15 protein-coding genes are annotated in these 15,253 nt (G+C 44.9%); 13 read left to right on the forward strand and 2 right to left on the reverse strand.

Translation table 11 applies throughout. The annotated features are described in order from the left end of the window. The first annotated feature begins 22 nt into the window (after positions 1–22). From NSS87_RS06310 to NSS87_RS06345, 8 genes are read left to right on the forward strand one after another with little or no spacing between them, the layout of a single operon-like run. On the forward strand, positions 23–826 hold the full coding sequence (locus NSS87_RS06310; RefSeq protein WP_339245626.1) for a type II secretion system F family protein: 804 nt from the start codon (positions 23–25) through the stop codon (positions 824–826). Between the two features lie 13 nt (positions 827–839). After that, the gene (locus NSS87_RS06315; protein WP_156113061.1) at positions 840–1,712 is read left to right on the forward strand and encodes a type II secretion system F family protein; all 873 of its coding nucleotides are present in this window, start codon (positions 840–842) and stop codon (positions 1,710–1,712) included. Between the two features lie 13 nt (positions 1,713–1,725). Then, complete coding sequence (locus tag NSS87_RS06320; RefSeq protein ID WP_042185540.1) at positions 1,726–1,914, forward strand: Flp1 family type IVb pilin; 189 nt, start codon at positions 1,726–1,728, stop codon at positions 1,912–1,914. Next, positions 1,911–2,585 (forward strand): TadE family protein, encoded by a 675-nt coding sequence (locus NSS87_RS06325; protein ID WP_339245629.1) that lies wholly within the window; start codon positions 1,911–1,913, stop codon positions 2,583–2,585. The genes NSS87_RS06320 and NSS87_RS06325 overlap by 4 nt, the downstream gene beginning before the upstream one ends. 60 nt (positions 2,586–2,645) lie before the next feature. After that, the gene (locus tag NSS87_RS06330) at positions 2,646–4,904 is read left to right on the forward strand and encodes a hypothetical protein (RefSeq protein ID WP_042185543.1); all 2,259 of its coding nucleotides are present in this window, start codon (positions 2,646–2,648) and stop codon (positions 4,902–4,904) included. Between the two features lie 18 nt (positions 4,905–4,922). After that, positions 4,923–5,915 (forward strand): TadE family protein, encoded by a 993-nt coding sequence (locus NSS87_RS06335; protein WP_042185545.1) that lies wholly within the window; start codon positions 4,923–4,925, stop codon positions 5,913–5,915. A 24-nt stretch (positions 5,916–5,939) separates the two neighbouring features. Beyond that, the gene (locus tag NSS87_RS06340) at positions 5,940–6,449 is read left to right on the forward strand and encodes a prepilin peptidase (RefSeq protein WP_042185547.1); all 510 of its coding nucleotides are present in this window, start codon (positions 5,940–5,942) and stop codon (positions 6,447–6,449) included. Positions 6,450–6,467: 18 nt separating this feature from the next. Then, a complete protein-coding gene (locus NSS87_RS06345; RefSeq protein WP_339245633.1) occupies positions 6,468–8,123 on the forward strand; it encodes a DUF6382 domain-containing protein in 1,656 nt (551 codons plus the stop codon). A gap of 28 nt (positions 8,124–8,151) precedes the next feature. Here the strand turns inward: NSS87_RS06345 and NSS87_RS06350 are convergent, their stop codons facing one another. Together NSS87_RS06350 and NSS87_RS06355 are read right to left on the reverse strand one after the other, a co-directional pair. After that, entirely contained in the window at positions 8,152–9,057 is a 906-nt protein-coding gene (locus NSS87_RS06350; RefSeq protein WP_042185551.1) for a TIGR01777 family oxidoreductase, read from the reverse strand. 40 nt (positions 9,058–9,097) lie between these two features. Further along, positions 9,098–9,562 carry a DUF2621 domain-containing protein gene (locus NSS87_RS06355; RefSeq protein WP_042124904.1) on the reverse strand — a complete coding sequence of 155 codons (465 nt, stop codon included), beginning with the start codon at positions 9,560–9,562 and terminating at the stop codon, positions 9,098–9,100. A gap of 172 nt (positions 9,563–9,734) precedes the next feature. Here NSS87_RS06355 and NSS87_RS06360 point away from each other — a divergent pair, with 172 nt between their 5' ends. From NSS87_RS06360 to NSS87_RS06380, 5 genes are all read left to right on the forward strand, one after another. Beyond that, complete coding sequence (locus tag NSS87_RS06360) at positions 9,735–10,844, forward strand: deoxyribonuclease IV (protein ID WP_339245635.1); 1,110 nt, start codon at positions 9,735–9,737, stop codon at positions 10,842–10,844. Positions 10,845–10,909: 65 nt separating this feature from the next. Then, positions 10,910–11,809, forward strand: coding sequence for a formyltetrahydrofolate deformylase (purU, locus tag NSS87_RS06365; RefSeq protein ID WP_042193405.1), 900 nt, complete (start codon positions 10,910–10,912; stop codon positions 11,807–11,809). A 178-nt stretch (positions 11,810–11,987) separates the two neighbouring features. Then, entirely contained in the window at positions 11,988–12,728 is a 741-nt protein-coding gene (locus tag NSS87_RS06370; protein ID WP_042185555.1) for an SAF domain-containing protein, read from the forward strand. Between the two features lie 12 nt (positions 12,729–12,740). After that, complete coding sequence (locus NSS87_RS06375) at positions 12,741–13,805, forward strand: hypothetical protein (RefSeq protein WP_042185557.1); 1,065 nt, start codon at positions 12,741–12,743, stop codon at positions 13,803–13,805. After that, entirely contained in the window at positions 13,802–15,247 is a 1,446-nt protein-coding gene (locus tag NSS87_RS06380; RefSeq protein ID WP_042185559.1) for an ATPase, T2SS/T4P/T4SS family, read from the forward strand. Before NSS87_RS06375 ends, NSS87_RS06380 begins: the two co-directional genes overlap by 4 nt. The last annotated feature ends 6 nt before the right edge of the window (positions 15,248–15,253 follow it).

Below are 15,253 nucleotides of genomic sequence, written 5' to 3' on the forward strand. Positions count from 1 at the left end.
ATTCTAAAAGGGGGAAGAGGTAATGTTTAAGATTAAGTTTGCTGCTGAAAAGCCTAAGAAAGCTGATTCCAGAGGCCATTCATTATTGCCGGATTATACGGTATATGAGTTGACCTTGGTGCAGAAAACTCTGGCTATTGCAGTAGGTGGTTTGCTGCTGTTTGGAGTGGGATATCTTTTTTATCATCATTGGATACTGTCGTTACTACTTATGCCAGGTGGGCTGTATGCACCTCGTATGCTGCGTAATTATTTGCTGAAAAGACGCCGGAGTATGCTTAATTTACAGTTTAAACAGACGTTATTTTCATTGTCTTCCTCACTCTCAGCAGGGCGATCGGTCGAGAATGCTTTCCGGGAAGCGGTCCAAGACTTACGTATGCTGGACCCGGAGGGGGGCGGCGATATGATCTCGGAGCTAAATATTATCTGTACGCGCATGGAATACGGTCAGCCAGTGGAGGAAGCGCTTCGGGATTTCAGTGAAAGAGCAGGAATGGAAGATATTGAGCGGTTCGCTGACGTGTTCACTGTATGTAAACGTACAGGCGGTGATCTGGTAGAAGTAGTGCGCCGTACGTCTACGATTATTGGAGAGAAGCTGGATATTCAGCAAGATATTACTGTAAGCATTTCACAGAAGAAATTCGAAGCGAAAGCGCTGTTAATATCTCCACTAATTATGGTGATCTTTATGAGTTTGACTGCAGGAGACTACATGCAGCCCATGTACACAGGAGCGGGTATAGCCATATCGACGCTTGCATTAGTAGCTTTGTTTTTATGTTATCTCTGGACTACTAAAATAATGGACATTCCGCTGTGAAGGGGAAGAAATCATGCGATGGCTATGTGCAGTAGTCACTATATTTTTACTTGTTGTCTGGGCTCTGTTACGAATTAAATGCGGAAAAAGATATGACGGATTAAGAGAACTTCCTATGGAAGGATTACGACTTCGGAAGCTGGGTGAACCGCTGTTGCTGCTCATTGAGAAAACCGGCATTGTCAGTCGTTTTCCATCGTTGATGTTCAGGATTCAACGTTCCCTGCAGCGAAGTTATGGGATGCGTTACAGTGCAGAACGAACCCTGTTGTTCATGGGTGAGATGCTTAGCTACAGTTGGTTGCTGCTTGTGGGTGGAAGTTTGATCACAGGATTTAGCGGCGATCAGACAGGTCTGATTCTAGGTTTTTTCTTGGCGGTAGCTCTACCAGCTGCTATGGTGAGTGATTTACATAAAAAGGTGAGGGTGAGAGAGCAGAATATTATGCTCGAGCTACCAGAACTTCTGAACAGCATTGTATTGCTGGTAGGAGCAGGTGAGACCGTGCAACGGGCGATTATTCGCTGTGTGGAGAGCCACCGAGGTGATGTTAATCACCCATTGTATAAGGAGCTTAGGATCATGACCAGTGAATGGGAAGGAGGCTATTCATTTCAGCAGGCATTCGAGAATTTTAGCAAGAGATGTGCAGTGCAGGAGGTATCGTTGTTCACGACGACGGTTCTTCTGAATTATCGCAGAGGTGGAGCGGATTTTGTGTTATCGCTACGCGATCTCTCGCGGATGCTGTGGGATAAACGGAAAGCTATCAGCCGAACGCGAGGGGAGCAAGCTTCCTCTAAACTAGTCTTTCCGATGGTAGTTATCTTTTTAATAGTAATTGTACTGGTGGGAACGCCAGCATTCATGATGTTAAAAATGTAGGAGGGTGAAACTAATGATGACGACAATGTTGGGTAGCGTGAAGAATTTTTGGAAGGACGAGGAAGGCCTGGGGACACTGGAAATGATTCTGATTATTGCAGTGCTGATTGCGGTCGTTCTTTTGTTTAAGGACAAAATTCAGGAAGTAGTGGAGGCTTTGATTAAAACTGCAGGAGAAAAGAGCCAGGAAGTATTCGAGTGAAAAAGCTTAAGGACGATCGAGGCAGCTTTACTATTGAAGCTTCAATTCTACTACCAATGGTCATGTGTATTACAATGCTTCTTCTGTTCTTCTGTTTGTATAGCTACCAGAAATCTATGCTCCTGCAAGTGGCCTCAGGGGCTACTGAGCGTGCGGCTTACAATTGGGACAACAGCCACAAAGAGGTTTCTGGCTCCTATGCTGCAGGTGAGTATGACTCCCTTTATTGGAGAATTGGAGACGATGCTTTACTAGCCTCTTTATTCGGCGGAGAAGCTGGAAGTGATGGCGCGACAATAGAGCTACCTGGTGAAGTGTCAGAGGAAAGTGATCTACCAGTGCTTAAACTCAGACATTCGTCCTCTATGATTCCGAATAACATGCCGGGAAATTTGAACTACGCATATTCACTTGCAGGACGGAAAGTAAGTGCTGAATTAAATCGTCTACTGCACTTACCTGTACTTGATGAAGTTTTGTCTGATGAGGCAAAGCCAACTGTAAAAACTCAATCTATCATCGCTGAGCCTGTTGAGTTTATCCGTACGGTCGACCTGATGCGTTACTTCGGGGCTAAGTTCAAGGGAGGTTCAGAGGGTACTAGTGGGTCTGGAGTCCACATGGAGAAGAAGGATGCATCCGCGATGATGACCAAGCTTCAGGATAAGTGAATATTTCCTTGCTAATGGATCTTGTATCTATTGAAGGTAGGGATAAGGAGGGAGGTTTTGATGAGGAGCATCTTTACCAGTTGCCTTGTTAGCGGTAAGAGTCGAAAGAAACAGAGGCAGGGTAAAGGCAAAACGGAAGGTTCAGTCTCAATTTTTTTAATTATGGTGCTGGCTTTCGTCTTTTTATTTACCGCTGTGCTGATTGACTATGCGCGGATTGCTGCCTTCAATGTTCAGGAGGAACGTTTAGCGAGGGCTAGCGTTCGCTCTGTAATGTCATCTTACGATGTTGAGCTACGAGAAAAGTATGGTTTATTCGCCTTTGGAGAGAGTGACGGGGATATGCTGCTGTCTCAGGTACTCAATGATAATATGCATAAAAGTGGTAGGAGTGACGCGTTCAATCTTGTACCCTTCGCTTTGGAATCGTCGTCTTTGAAATGGAGCAGACCGCTGGGTAGCTATGATGTTGTGAGTCGACAAATACTGGAGGAAATGAAGTATAAGGCTCCGGTGGATTTCGCTTTGGAATTGGCAGGTAAATTCAAGCCGATGTCAGGAGTAATGGCAGAGGCCTCACGGGCTACTGAACTACTCAGTAAGCTACAGCCGTTATATGACGAGCGAGAAGAGGCTTTGGATCTTATGTTAGAGCAGAGAAGCCTGGCTGCGGAGAGTGGAAGAAGGTTACTTCAATGGATTATGAATCCGCCTGCAGAATCCATTTCTGCCAGTTCACTCGGAAGTATGCAATCGGCGGCGGATATTCCCGCACAGTATAGTGACTATCTTGGGAAATATTACGATGATCTTTATCGTGATAGTAAAAAGCCTGCAAAGTACACTTATCAATTGTCTCTCTACCGGAGTCGAACTACTGAAATGTTATCGAGGCTTCCTGCCTTATTAACAGCTTTTCGTGAAGACCATGAAAGATCAATGGAGGGAGCGAATAAAGCGTTAAAGAAGGCAGAGCAATTGAATGACGAGATGAGAAATATATTGGAACAGTCACGAATGGAGGGGGTGGATCTATCAAATGTTCCTGCTAATGACTGGGATATTCCGGCGAGCTCAGGAGAGATAAGCTCAGACCCGCTTAAAAAGCTGCGTGAGCAGGAAGATGCACTGATTCTCTCCTCAACTGATCTAAGTCAGATGGAGAATAGTATATCTATGCAGAAAAGTTCTTACGAGGCCATTGAACCTATCGTAACAGGAATGTCGGGTGTGCTGTATGAAGCTTTGAGTGAATATGGTGACTCCTATCAAATGATCTCTTCTGTTCTTGAAGCTTCACGCGTAGTGAATAACTATCTACAGAATTACGGTAAGAAGGGAAGTATTATCGTTAGTGATTTGGCTTTAATCGAACAGCACCGTAGCTCGGATAAAGAGCGTAAGCAATTGGAGAGAGAAGCAAAATCGAAGCTGGGTGAAGCGAAAGCGTTACTTGATAAGATTCGAATGATGGGTAACGGAGTGACGGATTCTCTGAAAAGCTATGATACACTTCGTCAATATTACGAGGAGAATATTGCTTTTAATAAGGAATTAGCATCAGATCCACTTGGTAAATCTGAAGTCAGCACTAACCCGTATACTGCTGGGAGTTCGGCGATGGAGGATATGGACGGAATCTATGCAGCGATGGGTGGCATTATGGGAGGGGCTAGAGATAGACTTTTTCAAACGGAGTATTCTGCTCTCTATTTTCAACATTTTGATGTTTCCAAGTTAGCTACTCTAGCACAAGGTTCTGAGGGCACAGCCGAACTTACAGACCAGCTTAATCCTAAAGCGCAAGAGCTGGAATACATTCTTTACGGATTTCATAATCCCGCTGGAAATGTAGCCGCAGCGTATGCTGAAATATTTGCCATGCGGCTGTCTATTCGAACGATGGAAGGTTTTATTGAGAGGGCAAGTTTAGGAAACCCATTGGCTGTTCTGGCCGCAGCACTGTTGTATGGGATCCAGCAAGCTATTCAGGACATGTTGTTACTCTGTGAGAAAGATTCCATACCACTGTCTAAATATTTACCGGCCCAGCTGACTTATCGTGATCATTTGCGTCTGTTCATGATGCTGCATGGAGGCGGGAATGTTCAATTATCTCGGATGCTGGCTCTCATTCGACTGAACACAGGAATAAATCCAGATGAAAGAAGTACGTATGTCTCATCGAATATTAAGCTTGGAATGCGACTATGGTTTCTACCGGGTGTTGTGAAGCTATTGGACTATAGCGCTGGGTATTCTGGAGAAGTGCAAGGCAGTACATATATGAGAGCAGTGCAGGCTGATTTTTCATACTAGCAGGAGGTTGGTAAGGATATGGGGGACGGGTACCGGATTAGGAGGAAGACGCAGGAAGAAGGCAGCATGGTAGTAGAAGCGGCGATGGTACTTCCGATCTTCCTACTGTTTGTTTTGTTCCTAATTTCTATCGTACAGATGACCTTGTATTCAACAGCCTTACAAAGCACAGCATCTGATACTGTGAAATCTATTTCAACGCATATGTACCCAGCAGCTTTGGCTGTGCAGAAATGGGGAGCAACAAGCGAAGCTGGCGCTAATCCAGTGAAGGATGGCACCGACCTATCCGCTGGCAATCAAGCCGAATCGAATTGGACGATTCCTCGCTTGTCACTTACAGATTGGGGCAGTAGTTATGCAATGTCATTACCTAAGCCGCTGAATGAGTGGGTCATGTCAGCTTTAGAGAAGGGCGAGGGACCTCTGCAGAAGCTACAGGCTGAGACCTCAGAAAGTGTACTGGATCTAGCGATAAAACCCCTATTAAAGCCGTATCTGTCATCAGAATTACTGGATTATGATCGAATTCATGTATCCAACATTATCGTGCCTGAGTTAAAGAAGGGTACCCGACCTTACTTTGGATTGGTGGTTAGCTATGAGCTGCCGATGAAGGTTCCCTTTCTAAACCAACGCATTGTACTTGAGGCAAGTGCTGTTGAACGTCTTTGGATCGGGGATACAGGAGAGGGTACAAATAAGGGCAATGACGGCACTGGTCAACCAGAGGATTTTATTAAGATTTTGGAGAAACCGAATCCAGCTGTAGCCAATAAGCAAGGCAAAGTTCGTGCTAAAATTCCGCCGAATGCTTCCGCTAGCTTATCCGTTTTTTATAAAAGCGGGGGAAGCACTGCTAAATATTTAGGCTGGAAACAAGCGGATGCGGACGGATATATCGAGTGGGAGTGGAAAATTGGTGTGAATACCACACCGGGCTCGTGGCCATTTGTAATTCAGCTCGATGACGGTAGATCTATTGAGGTGATGTTCACAGTAGTGAAATGAGTGAAGGGGAAAGGAGTGTAATCCATGGCGGAGTGGGCCTTCTGGGGATGTCTGCCGTTTCTGGCAGCTGCATTTATTACGGATATAAAGTCGATGAGAATACCAAACTGGATCACTGTCTCAGGCTTGCTTGCTGGTCTGCTTGCTCAAGCGCTGATGAACGGCTGGGATGGTCTGCTTAAGGCTGGTGTGGGTGCCGCTGCAGGATTTGCAGTGCTTCTAATTATGCATTTGATAGGGGCGGTTGGTGCAGGGGATGTTAAGCTTTTTGCCGGGATTGGGGCGTGGACAGGAATGCTATTTACATTGCAGGTCGTGATGTACTCCGTACTGTTTGGGGCCTTGATAGGCTGGCTAATTGTCTTAAAGAGACGGGAGACAGGCAGGCGTACGCGCAGGATATTTAACACAATTTCCGGATTCATATTATTGAAGAGTTCATTCCTATTAATAAATAAAGATGATGAGCTGTTGAGATTTCCCTTTATGCTGGCTGTAGTCCCTGGTACCATTTGCGCTTATCTTTATTTTTAAAATAGGAGGTGGTGATGCTTGTTGTACGGATTATCCCGTGACTTTATACAGCAGGACGGTATATATATGATGCTTGGCGAACCAGAAGGAATGCCGGTAGGTAAGCTTAATATGGTTCAAGCTCGTATGCTGATGAACACTGACATTCCTCATCATTTAAGGTTGTTACTTAGGGAAATTGATTTAAAGGTTACGATGGAATATGCTGTTCTGCGTAAAAAAATGCTCAGTCATTTGCTCAAAAGTGAGAAGTTGAGCATGACCTCATTTTTTGGATTACTTCTACAAATTGCGCAAGGGATGGAAGATGGCAGGTTATATATGCTTCGGGCGGATCAGTATGCTTTGCATGAAGATTATATTTTTATTGAAGGATCATTGCAGAGTGGTAAGGTATATCTCACCTATATCCCTGTTCAGGGGAATGAGCCTGTTTCTAGGCTGGGAGAGTCTCTCAAATCGCTGATCATGGTGATGATGGCTTCTATCACAGAGCTTACTGGCAGTGGTGTTCAAAGAGTGCTGCAATACTGTGGGGAAGAAGAATTTACACCAGCGGGCTTAAAGGGTCTTCTCTCAGAGCTGTTGACAGAGGGCGACTCTAGTAGAGGACAATTCAGTAATAACGCAGAAATGGCATACACATCACCTAAGTTGACAGAAGTACGTCCGGCAGAGCCTGAAGGACGAATGCAAGAGAGAGTAAGGGAACTGTTTGTGAATGAGGTACCTGCTCCCCAGAAAAAAATGAGTGAGCGGAACGAGGATAAGGGTCTGCGTACGCAGCAGAATTCAGCTCCGTGGTTAAATAGCTATTCCAGTCCGAATTTTAGGGTGAAAGAAGAGGAAAGGTTTCTTCGGTCTACAGACGATAATAAGTTGACGAATTCACAACCCTCAAGCTCAAGAACCTATATTATTCTAGGTTGCTTATTGGGTGATGCATTATTATGGAAATTCCTATATTTGAATAACCCAAAACCGTTATGGCTAGCCGTTTGTGGGATCGCAACGATTGCCTTGGCTACTTTTAGCTGGATGGTATGGAGCGAAAGAATTAGGTTTGGAAGTGACGAAGAAAAGGAACATACGAGTGAGGATTCTGAAGATACAAACCGGAGTCCGAATCGAAGAGAACTGGAGTGGGATTTCGGTAGGTATCCTGTGACCCCTGTGCGTCCAGCAGCATCGATTCCAAAGGGAGATCAGCATCCATCCGACCCTTTATCTAACATTCCGTCTGTGCGATCTGAATCAAGGAAAGAGGAGGATAGTACTGTAATACCACCAGGTCCAATAGCCCCAACCGCTTTATTATCACGGGAGGAAACACCTGAGCAAGGCAAACGAAATGAGAAGCTAGCTCGAAATGTTCCTTATCTCAAAAGAAGCGATGAGGAAGAGGCAGAGTCGGAAACCATAGCGTTAAACCGAACTAGCTTTATCATTGGCCGATCGGCAGAAGTAGCTCAGTATGTAGAAAGATCGGAAGGAGCTTCTAGAGTACATGCGGAGATATCTAGGAGCCCTGGCGGATACGTACTAAAGGATCTCGACTCCAGAAATGGAACGCTTTTTCAAGGCGAAGCCATGATCCCTTACAAAGAGTACCCGCTGTCAGAGGGGACCGTATTTAAGATTGTAAAAGGAAGTTACACATTCCACATGGGATGAAGAGTACAAGCAAAGAATGTTAATTCTGCTATTTTTGGCTTTTCAAATCTTCTAAAGCGGTTTGAAGTGTGGGGAAGGTAAAGATAAAGCCATGTTCTAATGCCGCCGATGGAAGAACGCGTTGTCCTTTGAGCAAGATCTCAGACAATTCACCTACTGCTGTTTTTAACAGAATGGCGGGTAGTGGGAACCAATGCGGCCGTTTGTATACTTTGCCGATCGTTCTACCGAACTCTTCGTTCGTGACCGGATGTGGTGCAGTCGCATTAACAGGTCCGGCGATGGTGGGATTCTGAATACAAAAATCGATTAGACGGACGATATCCGTCAGGTGAATCCAGGATACCCACTGGTTTCCCGCGCCGATATTACCACCAAAGCCCAGTAAATAAGGTAGCTTCATTTTTGGGAAAGCACCGCTTTCATTGCCGAGCACAACCCCAGTACGCAACTTGATCATACGGATATTCTTGTATGCTTCATCAGTAGCCTCTTCCCAGGTCTTAACCACTTCTGAAGGGAAGTCCATGACATGGGCTGGTGATGATTCACTAAAGGTATCTTGCAAAGAGGTTCCGTAAATAGCTACAGCGGACGCCTGAATGACTACAGAAGGTTTGTGTTTCAAACGGTCGAGTAGCTTAGCAGCAGCGGAAACGGTTGCAAGACGGGATTGCATGATTGCCTTTTTACCACTTGGACTCCAACGCTGGCTAAGAGAAGCACCAGCAAGATTGACCAAGGCATCCGCATTTTCTATAGGCACTTGATCATTGTTAAGGCTGTCCCATGTGTGGTAACTCAGCTTAGGATGATAAGGTGCAGCCTTAGGTAGATTGCGACCGACGATTGCAACTTCATTGCCTGCTAGTAGCCAGTATTTTGCTAGTTCGCTGCCAATAAAACCGGTGCCGCCACATATTACATATTTCATAAGGTTGGCCTCCGTTCTGAACGCAACATCAGATTATCAATCACTTGAACAAATGCTGGTAAGCAGAGTAGTCGATTTTATTCTTTTCAAGAAAATTGACGAGGAAACGATTGTCACGCCGTGGTGTGGCGACTATGTAACCTTTAATGCAGTGATCACGAGTTACCTCTTTTGCATTACTTTCCACAGCGATCTTACCGATCTCGGCAGCAATGGAATGTTTGGCGATATCGCGAAAAGGGCTAGGCACAGGCTGAACAAGCTGGTCTAAGAAAGCTTTTGATTCATCACTCCAGAGTGAACGACTGCGTTCTACCCAGTAATTTTGCCAGTCCAGCTTTGATTTTCCATCAGCTTTCGGCAACACCTTTAGGAATTTCCGGAACATAAAAAAACCGCCGATACACATGGAACCCAGCAGCATAAATGTCCAGAAAGCGATAGAGTTCATGAACCAATTGCTCGGTGTTGCGGATAATAAACCAAGTCCTGATTGGATAGACATGCATACACCACCTTTTGGCAATGAGTATTCTCACATAATTTAATCTCATATTAAAGTATAGCTTATTTCCAAAGTTTTGCGAAGCAGAACCCAGCATATTGACCTTGTCTAGATTTATTTTTCTGATCACGGTAGAATAGGGGGTAATTCGTGAAGGAAAGAGGGAAGAAGTATGCTGAAAATAGGTTCACACGTGTCTTGCTCGGACAAGGGTCTTTTGACCGCAGCAAATGAAGCAAATGAGTATGGTTCCAGCTCATTTATGATATATACAGGAGCGCCACAGAACACGCGCCGCAAGCCGATTGATGCCATGTATCCGGTTGAAGGAAAGCAAGCAATGAAAGAAAACGGTGTGGAGGAGATTGTCGTCCACGCACCTTACATTATTAATCTCGCTTCCTATAAAGAGAACACGTATCAGTTGGCCGTTGATTTCTTACAAGAGGAAATCCGTCGTACGCATGCGCTTGAGGTCAAGCATATCGTATTACATCCGGGTGCCTTCACTGATAAGGATGCAGAATACGGTATTCAGCGGATTGCAGATGGACTTAATGAGGTTCTTGGGGGAACTAATGAAACTGAAGTTCATATCGCCCTAGAAACTATGGCTGGTAAAGGAACAGAGATCGGGCGCAGCTTCGAGGAGATTGCTTCTATTATTGATAAGGTTGAACATAACGAGCGTTTGTCCGTATGTCTTGATACTTGTCACATTCATGATGCTGGCTATGATATCGTTAATGATTTGGATGGCGTTCTTAACAAGTTTGATGAGATTATCGGCTTGAATCGTCTTGGGGTTATCCATATCAATGACAGCAAAAATCCATGTGGAGCAGGTAAAGACCGTCACACTCCAATTGGTTCGGGTTGGATCGGTTTTGATACGATTAACAAAATCGTCCATCATGAGAAATTGACAGGTCTGCCATTCATTCTTGAGACGCCATGGGTTGGTAAAGATGCGAAGAAACAGCGTCCGATGTATGAGGTAGAGATTGCTTTGCTCCGTGGTAACGTAGCGGAACGATTTGGACCGGAGTTTCTAGAGGATGTTGAAAAACTGCGTGAGTTTTTTGCTAATAAGGAGATCGATTCCCGTCAATTTGTGCTTAATGTCTGGGAGATGCTGAAGAACGATGCCAAGGCTAAAAAAGCTGATCCACGTGAACCGCTGGAGCGTCTATATGATGAAGTCATCGCTGCCGAGCTGTTCCCGCAATTGAGCGAGGAAGCCATTAATCATCGCTTGATTGCATGGTTAGCAGGCAAGTAAGTGCTCGTTCACGCATAAGTTAGACTTCAGATTGCACATGTAGATGAGGGGATGGGATGAGGATCATGGAATTACACGTAAAAAGAAACAATTCGTCAGGTGTTGAGTCTTATTCCAACCGGGCGCGTATGCTCATTTCTTGTCCTGACGGACCGGGAATCGTGGCGGCTGTATCACACTTTCTGTATCAGCATGGCGCGAATATTGTGCAATCGGATCAGTACACAATGGATCCAGATGGCGGAATGTTCTTCATGAGAGTTGAGTTTGACCTTCCCGAATTAGGAGATCGTCTGGAAGAGATACGTTCTTTGTTCGGTGGGGTGGCTGAACGTTTCAAGATGAACTGGAAAATTTTCAATGTTCGTCATAAGAAAAGATTAGCCATATTTGTCTCTAAAGAAGACCATTGTCTTGTGGAGCTGCTCTGGCAGTGGCAAGCTGGTGATCTAGAAGCCGACATCGCTCTCGTCGTGAGCAACCATTTGGATATGAAATCGTATGTCGAGTCCTTCGGCATTCCTTTTCACCATATTCCAGTTACAGCTGATACTAAGGCTGAGGCGGAAAAACGTCAGCTTGAGGTCATCGGAGACGACATTGATGTTATAATTCTGGCTCGGTATATGCAGATTATCTCACCGTCGTTTATTGAGCACTATCGCCACCAAATTATTAATATTCATCACTCCTTCCTTCCGGCCTTTATTGGCGGTAATCCTTACGCTCAAGCGTACCAACGCGGGGTAAAGATTATCGGAGCAACTGCTCACTATGTTACAGAAGAGCTTGATGGTGGCCCGATTATTGAACAAGATGTGCAGCGGGTAAGTCACGGTGATGATGTCATCGAGCTGAAGCGGATTGGACGCACCATTGAACGGGTTGTTCTGGCTCGTGCAGTGAAGTGGCATATCGAAGACCGTATCCTCGTCCATCAAAATAAGACCGTAGTGTTTAAATAAAAGGTTATTTTCCGGTGAGAGCCTATGGTATGAACCTGAGCGCTTTTACCGGAACTCTATAATCTAATAGCTCTCTAAATCTCTACAGGTAAAAAAGCATTTTACCAGCAGCTTGGCTATTTACGCCAAGTTGCTTTTTGTCGTTTTTCAAAACTGTGTTTTTGAGGAGGTGGAAGGCTTGGCTTTACAGCGTAGGCAACTGTTGAAACGCAATTATTTCTTCGCAAGTCTCATTTTGATTACTGGAGTCGGCGGATTGCTAGGCTATGATCTCTACTTCAAGCCCTACGTACTATCCCGAACTGTGGTCAAAATCAAGGTGGAAGGCGGGGAGCTTCTTCCAAAAAACTATGAGCTGAAAGCAAGTGATTTATATCTGGATTCTGTTCAGACCAAGGATATACCTTCGGGTGTAATTACAGAAATCGCACAAGTGGAGCATAAAATTACGAATGTAAATCTGACCAACGGAAGTATTTTGACGGCATCCTTAGTGGATGTTAGTGATTTAGAACCTCTCAAGGATGAAGGGATTTTCCCTATACCAAAGGAAGCGATCTATGCCATCAATGGTTCACTGCGCAGCCGGGATAAGGTAGATATTTATCTTGTTGATGGAGACCGAGAGAGGCGGAGTGAATCGCTTAGCCCAAACAAGAAGGAAGAGGAGGAACTGATCGTGCAGAGCTCAATTAGTGAACCTGCAAAGGAGGTGTTTATATCTGGAGTCACCGTGAATTATGTGCGAACAGAAGACAATAATGATGTGCTGGATTCAGAAAAGGGAAACAACAATAATCGGTTCACTTCGACTGGCAAGGTGGCGACACCAGAATTGAAGCTGAAGAAAAGTGATGGCGAGCGGCTCGGACAATTTTTGGAGCAGGGAAAAAAGCTGTGGATCGTACGGGTCGAGTAGGAGGGAAGAGTCTTGAAAATATTTAGTCTAGGCATAGATCAGTTAACCATTAATGATATCAAAAATGCAGGATTTATTGTAATTACACAAAGCGTACTTCCTGATCCGTCTCATGCAGAGGGCCATATGCTAATGGTTACCAGTGACCAGATTCAAGCTCAGTCACTTAGCGAACTGCGCCGGAATTATCCGAGCTCAATGATCCTATATGTATATTTGCAAAAGGGAATCAGTGGTTACCAAGCTGTACATATGCTGTGTGAAAGCTTAGGAATCTATTTTATCCCTCCTCGTTCTACCTCGTCAGTGGTGATAGAGAAGATTCGCTTTATTCTAGACGAGGAAGGGGAGGAACGAAGTAATCTGGTTGGTTTTTTTGGATCTGGTCCTGGGATCGGCTGCACTAGTGTAGCCAAACTGTTCGCAAGACGAATTGCCGCGGCAGGCCTTCGTGTTATTGTCCTTGGACTTGATTTATATGATCCCGGATATGACCGCAAAGCTACAATTAGTCTGGATAGGCTTCGATCAAGGCTCACAGGGAAGATGATTCATGATGAGGATTTTGAACAATTGATTAAGCAAGACGGTTACTCGTATCTCCCAGGCAATTACGATTACTTGAGTGCACAAGATTATCAGGAGGATGAGATTGAATATTTTTTAGCTAGAGCTGGGGCAAATGCAGATGTGGTTATTGCTGACTTTGGCTCTATTCCGGAAAGTGCTGCATGGTATGTCGGAATGCACAAATCGGCACTGCGTATGATCGTCACTCATCCAAAGCATGAATACAGACTCGAACCTCTTCTAGAGCTTGCTGGGCATATGGATCTACGTCCACATGATTTTCAACTGATTATTAACCGCAGTAATGTGGAAGAAATATCTTCTCCTAAAAATCTAGCGCTTCGCTTTGGGGCTGAAATATTGCTGGAGCTACCGTATTACCAGCCCTTGCAGGAAAGCTTACCTCTAGGCAAAAAAGAGCTGCAGCATGTGGATGATAAGGTACATTCTCTGCTCGTGTCCATGAGCCTGGCACCAGAAGCTAAAAAGAAAGGCATATTCCTATGAATGGAAATCAACCGAACCGTCCGTTGTTCTCTCTAAAACAAAGTATCCTACGCATGAGCAAACCGGGCAAGGAAGACTTTTATGCATTTTTGCAAAAAATGAAGAACGATATGAACGAAGGGCTGGAACGTGAGGATGATGCTTACTTCGAGTTAAATGCGAAGGCGCTAATTGGAGATCCGCAGGCGGTTAGCTTTTTTATGAATGAGATAGAGAAATACTTGCGGAAGACACCCTTTACGGGCAAGGTTCCAGAAGCATACAGAACGGCTGCAGAAGCGCTCTATCATGAGTGGAAGGGTTTTGGTCCGGCTTATCGTTGGTTTACTGATCGTGCATACAGTGAATCAACCGGGCTACAGATGATCGGAAAGCAGATCTTTTATAACCAGAAAGGTGAGTTTGTAGCTTATCCATATGAGATGCCTTCACTAGATCGGGTTGAACAGTTAAAGCGCTCCTTATTAAAAAGTGATCCCAACAAAAAGCTGAACAAGGACAACCCTTCAGTGGAGTTTAAAATGGATGACCCGCTCTGGCCTGGTCGATTTATTAGGCTTGCCATTTGGGTATCCCCGAGAGTATGGGATGGCTTCACCACAATATCGTTACGGCGGCAGGTTGTAGAGTTTCTGAGTCTGGAAGATCAGGCGGGTACAGAATGTATTCCTGCGGAATCGGTCGAAATGATTCGGGCGTTATCATCTACCTTTCGCAATACCATTATTGCGGGCGCTGTAGGCTCGGGAAAAACAACCTTTGCAAATACGATCGTCGGTGAGCAACTGCTCGGATCTTCATCCTGTATGGGTGTAGTGATGATAGAAAAGCATCCGGAGTCGATTTTACCTTACCAGATTAAAGGGCACCGAATTATTCCAATCCAGGCTGCGAACGAGGAATTGATGGAGGTAGGGGTAGAATCGCTGCGGCATGACCCAAACATTTTGTATATGACGGAAATGCGTTATAACGAATGGGAATTTTATCTGTGGAGTGGGGAAAAAGGGTATGACGGCATCACCGGAACCTTCCACACCGTTGATTCGGAGGATATTCCTTATCAAGGCTCTTTTGCCGTGTCGACAAGGATTGGCGGGAGCCTTAAGGGGCATTTGATCTCTGCACTGAAATCGTGCGAGCTGGTCTTTATTTTGGAAAGTGTTCCGAACGGGAAGAAGCGGTTAACGCGAATATCGGAAGTCTTTTATGACGAGGAAAAGAACTCTGTATTTGCGAATGATCTGATGCGCTGGGAACCCCAGAAGATGTGTTGGTCCTATAATGACAAGCTGACAAAGAACCTGATTCTGAAGATGACTAGGAAAAATGAGCAGGCAACACAGTTACTTCAAAAAGAGCTGGGACAGCTTGCAGCAGCAAAACCAATGGATCAGCCTATCAAAGAAAGCTTGAAATCTAAGATCATTCTTAACGAGTGAGGAGGT

This window comes from Paenibacillus sp. FSL F4-0243, from assembly GCF_037963295.1.
Classification (GTDB): domain Bacteria; phylum Bacillota; class Bacilli; order Paenibacillales; family Paenibacillaceae; genus Paenibacillus_AQ.

Bases quoted from the DNA above. Each gene is read 5' to 3' on its own strand.
- NSS87_RS06310 (WP_339245626.1), top strand. From the start codon at position 23: ATGTTTAAGATTAAGTTTGCTGCTGAAAAGCCTAAGAAAGCTGATTCC.
- NSS87_RS06315 (WP_156113061.1), top strand. From the start codon at position 840: ATGCGATGGCTATGTGCAGTAGTCACTATATTTTTACTTGTTGTCTGG.
- NSS87_RS06320 (WP_042185540.1), top strand. From the start codon at position 1,726: ATGATGACGACAATGTTGGGTAGCGTGAAGAATTTTTGGAAGGACGAG.
- NSS87_RS06330 (WP_042185543.1), top strand. From the start codon at position 2,646: ATGAGGAGCATCTTTACCAGTTGCCTTGTTAGCGGTAAGAGTCGAAAG.
- NSS87_RS06335 (WP_042185545.1), top strand. From the start codon at position 4,923: ATGGGGGACGGGTACCGGATTAGGAGGAAGACGCAGGAAGAAGGCAGC.
- NSS87_RS06340 (WP_042185547.1), top strand. From the start codon at position 5,940: ATGGCGGAGTGGGCCTTCTGGGGATGTCTGCCGTTTCTGGCAGCTGCA.
- NSS87_RS06350 (WP_042185551.1), bottom strand. From the start codon at position 9,057: ATGAAATATGTAATATGTGGCGGCACCGGTTTTATTGGCAGCGAACTA.
- NSS87_RS06355 (WP_042124904.1), bottom strand. From the start codon at position 9,562: ATGTCTATCCAATCAGGACTTGGTTTATTATCCGCAACACCGAGCAAT.
- NSS87_RS06360 (WP_339245635.1), top strand. From the start codon at position 9,735: ATGCTGAAAATAGGTTCACACGTGTCTTGCTCGGACAAGGGTCTTTTG.
- purU (WP_042193405.1), top strand. From the start codon at position 10,910: ATGGAATTACACGTAAAAAGAAACAATTCGTCAGGTGTTGAGTCTTAT.
- NSS87_RS06380 (WP_042185559.1), top strand. From the start codon at position 13,802: ATGAATGGAAATCAACCGAACCGTCCGTTGTTCTCTCTAAAACAAAGT.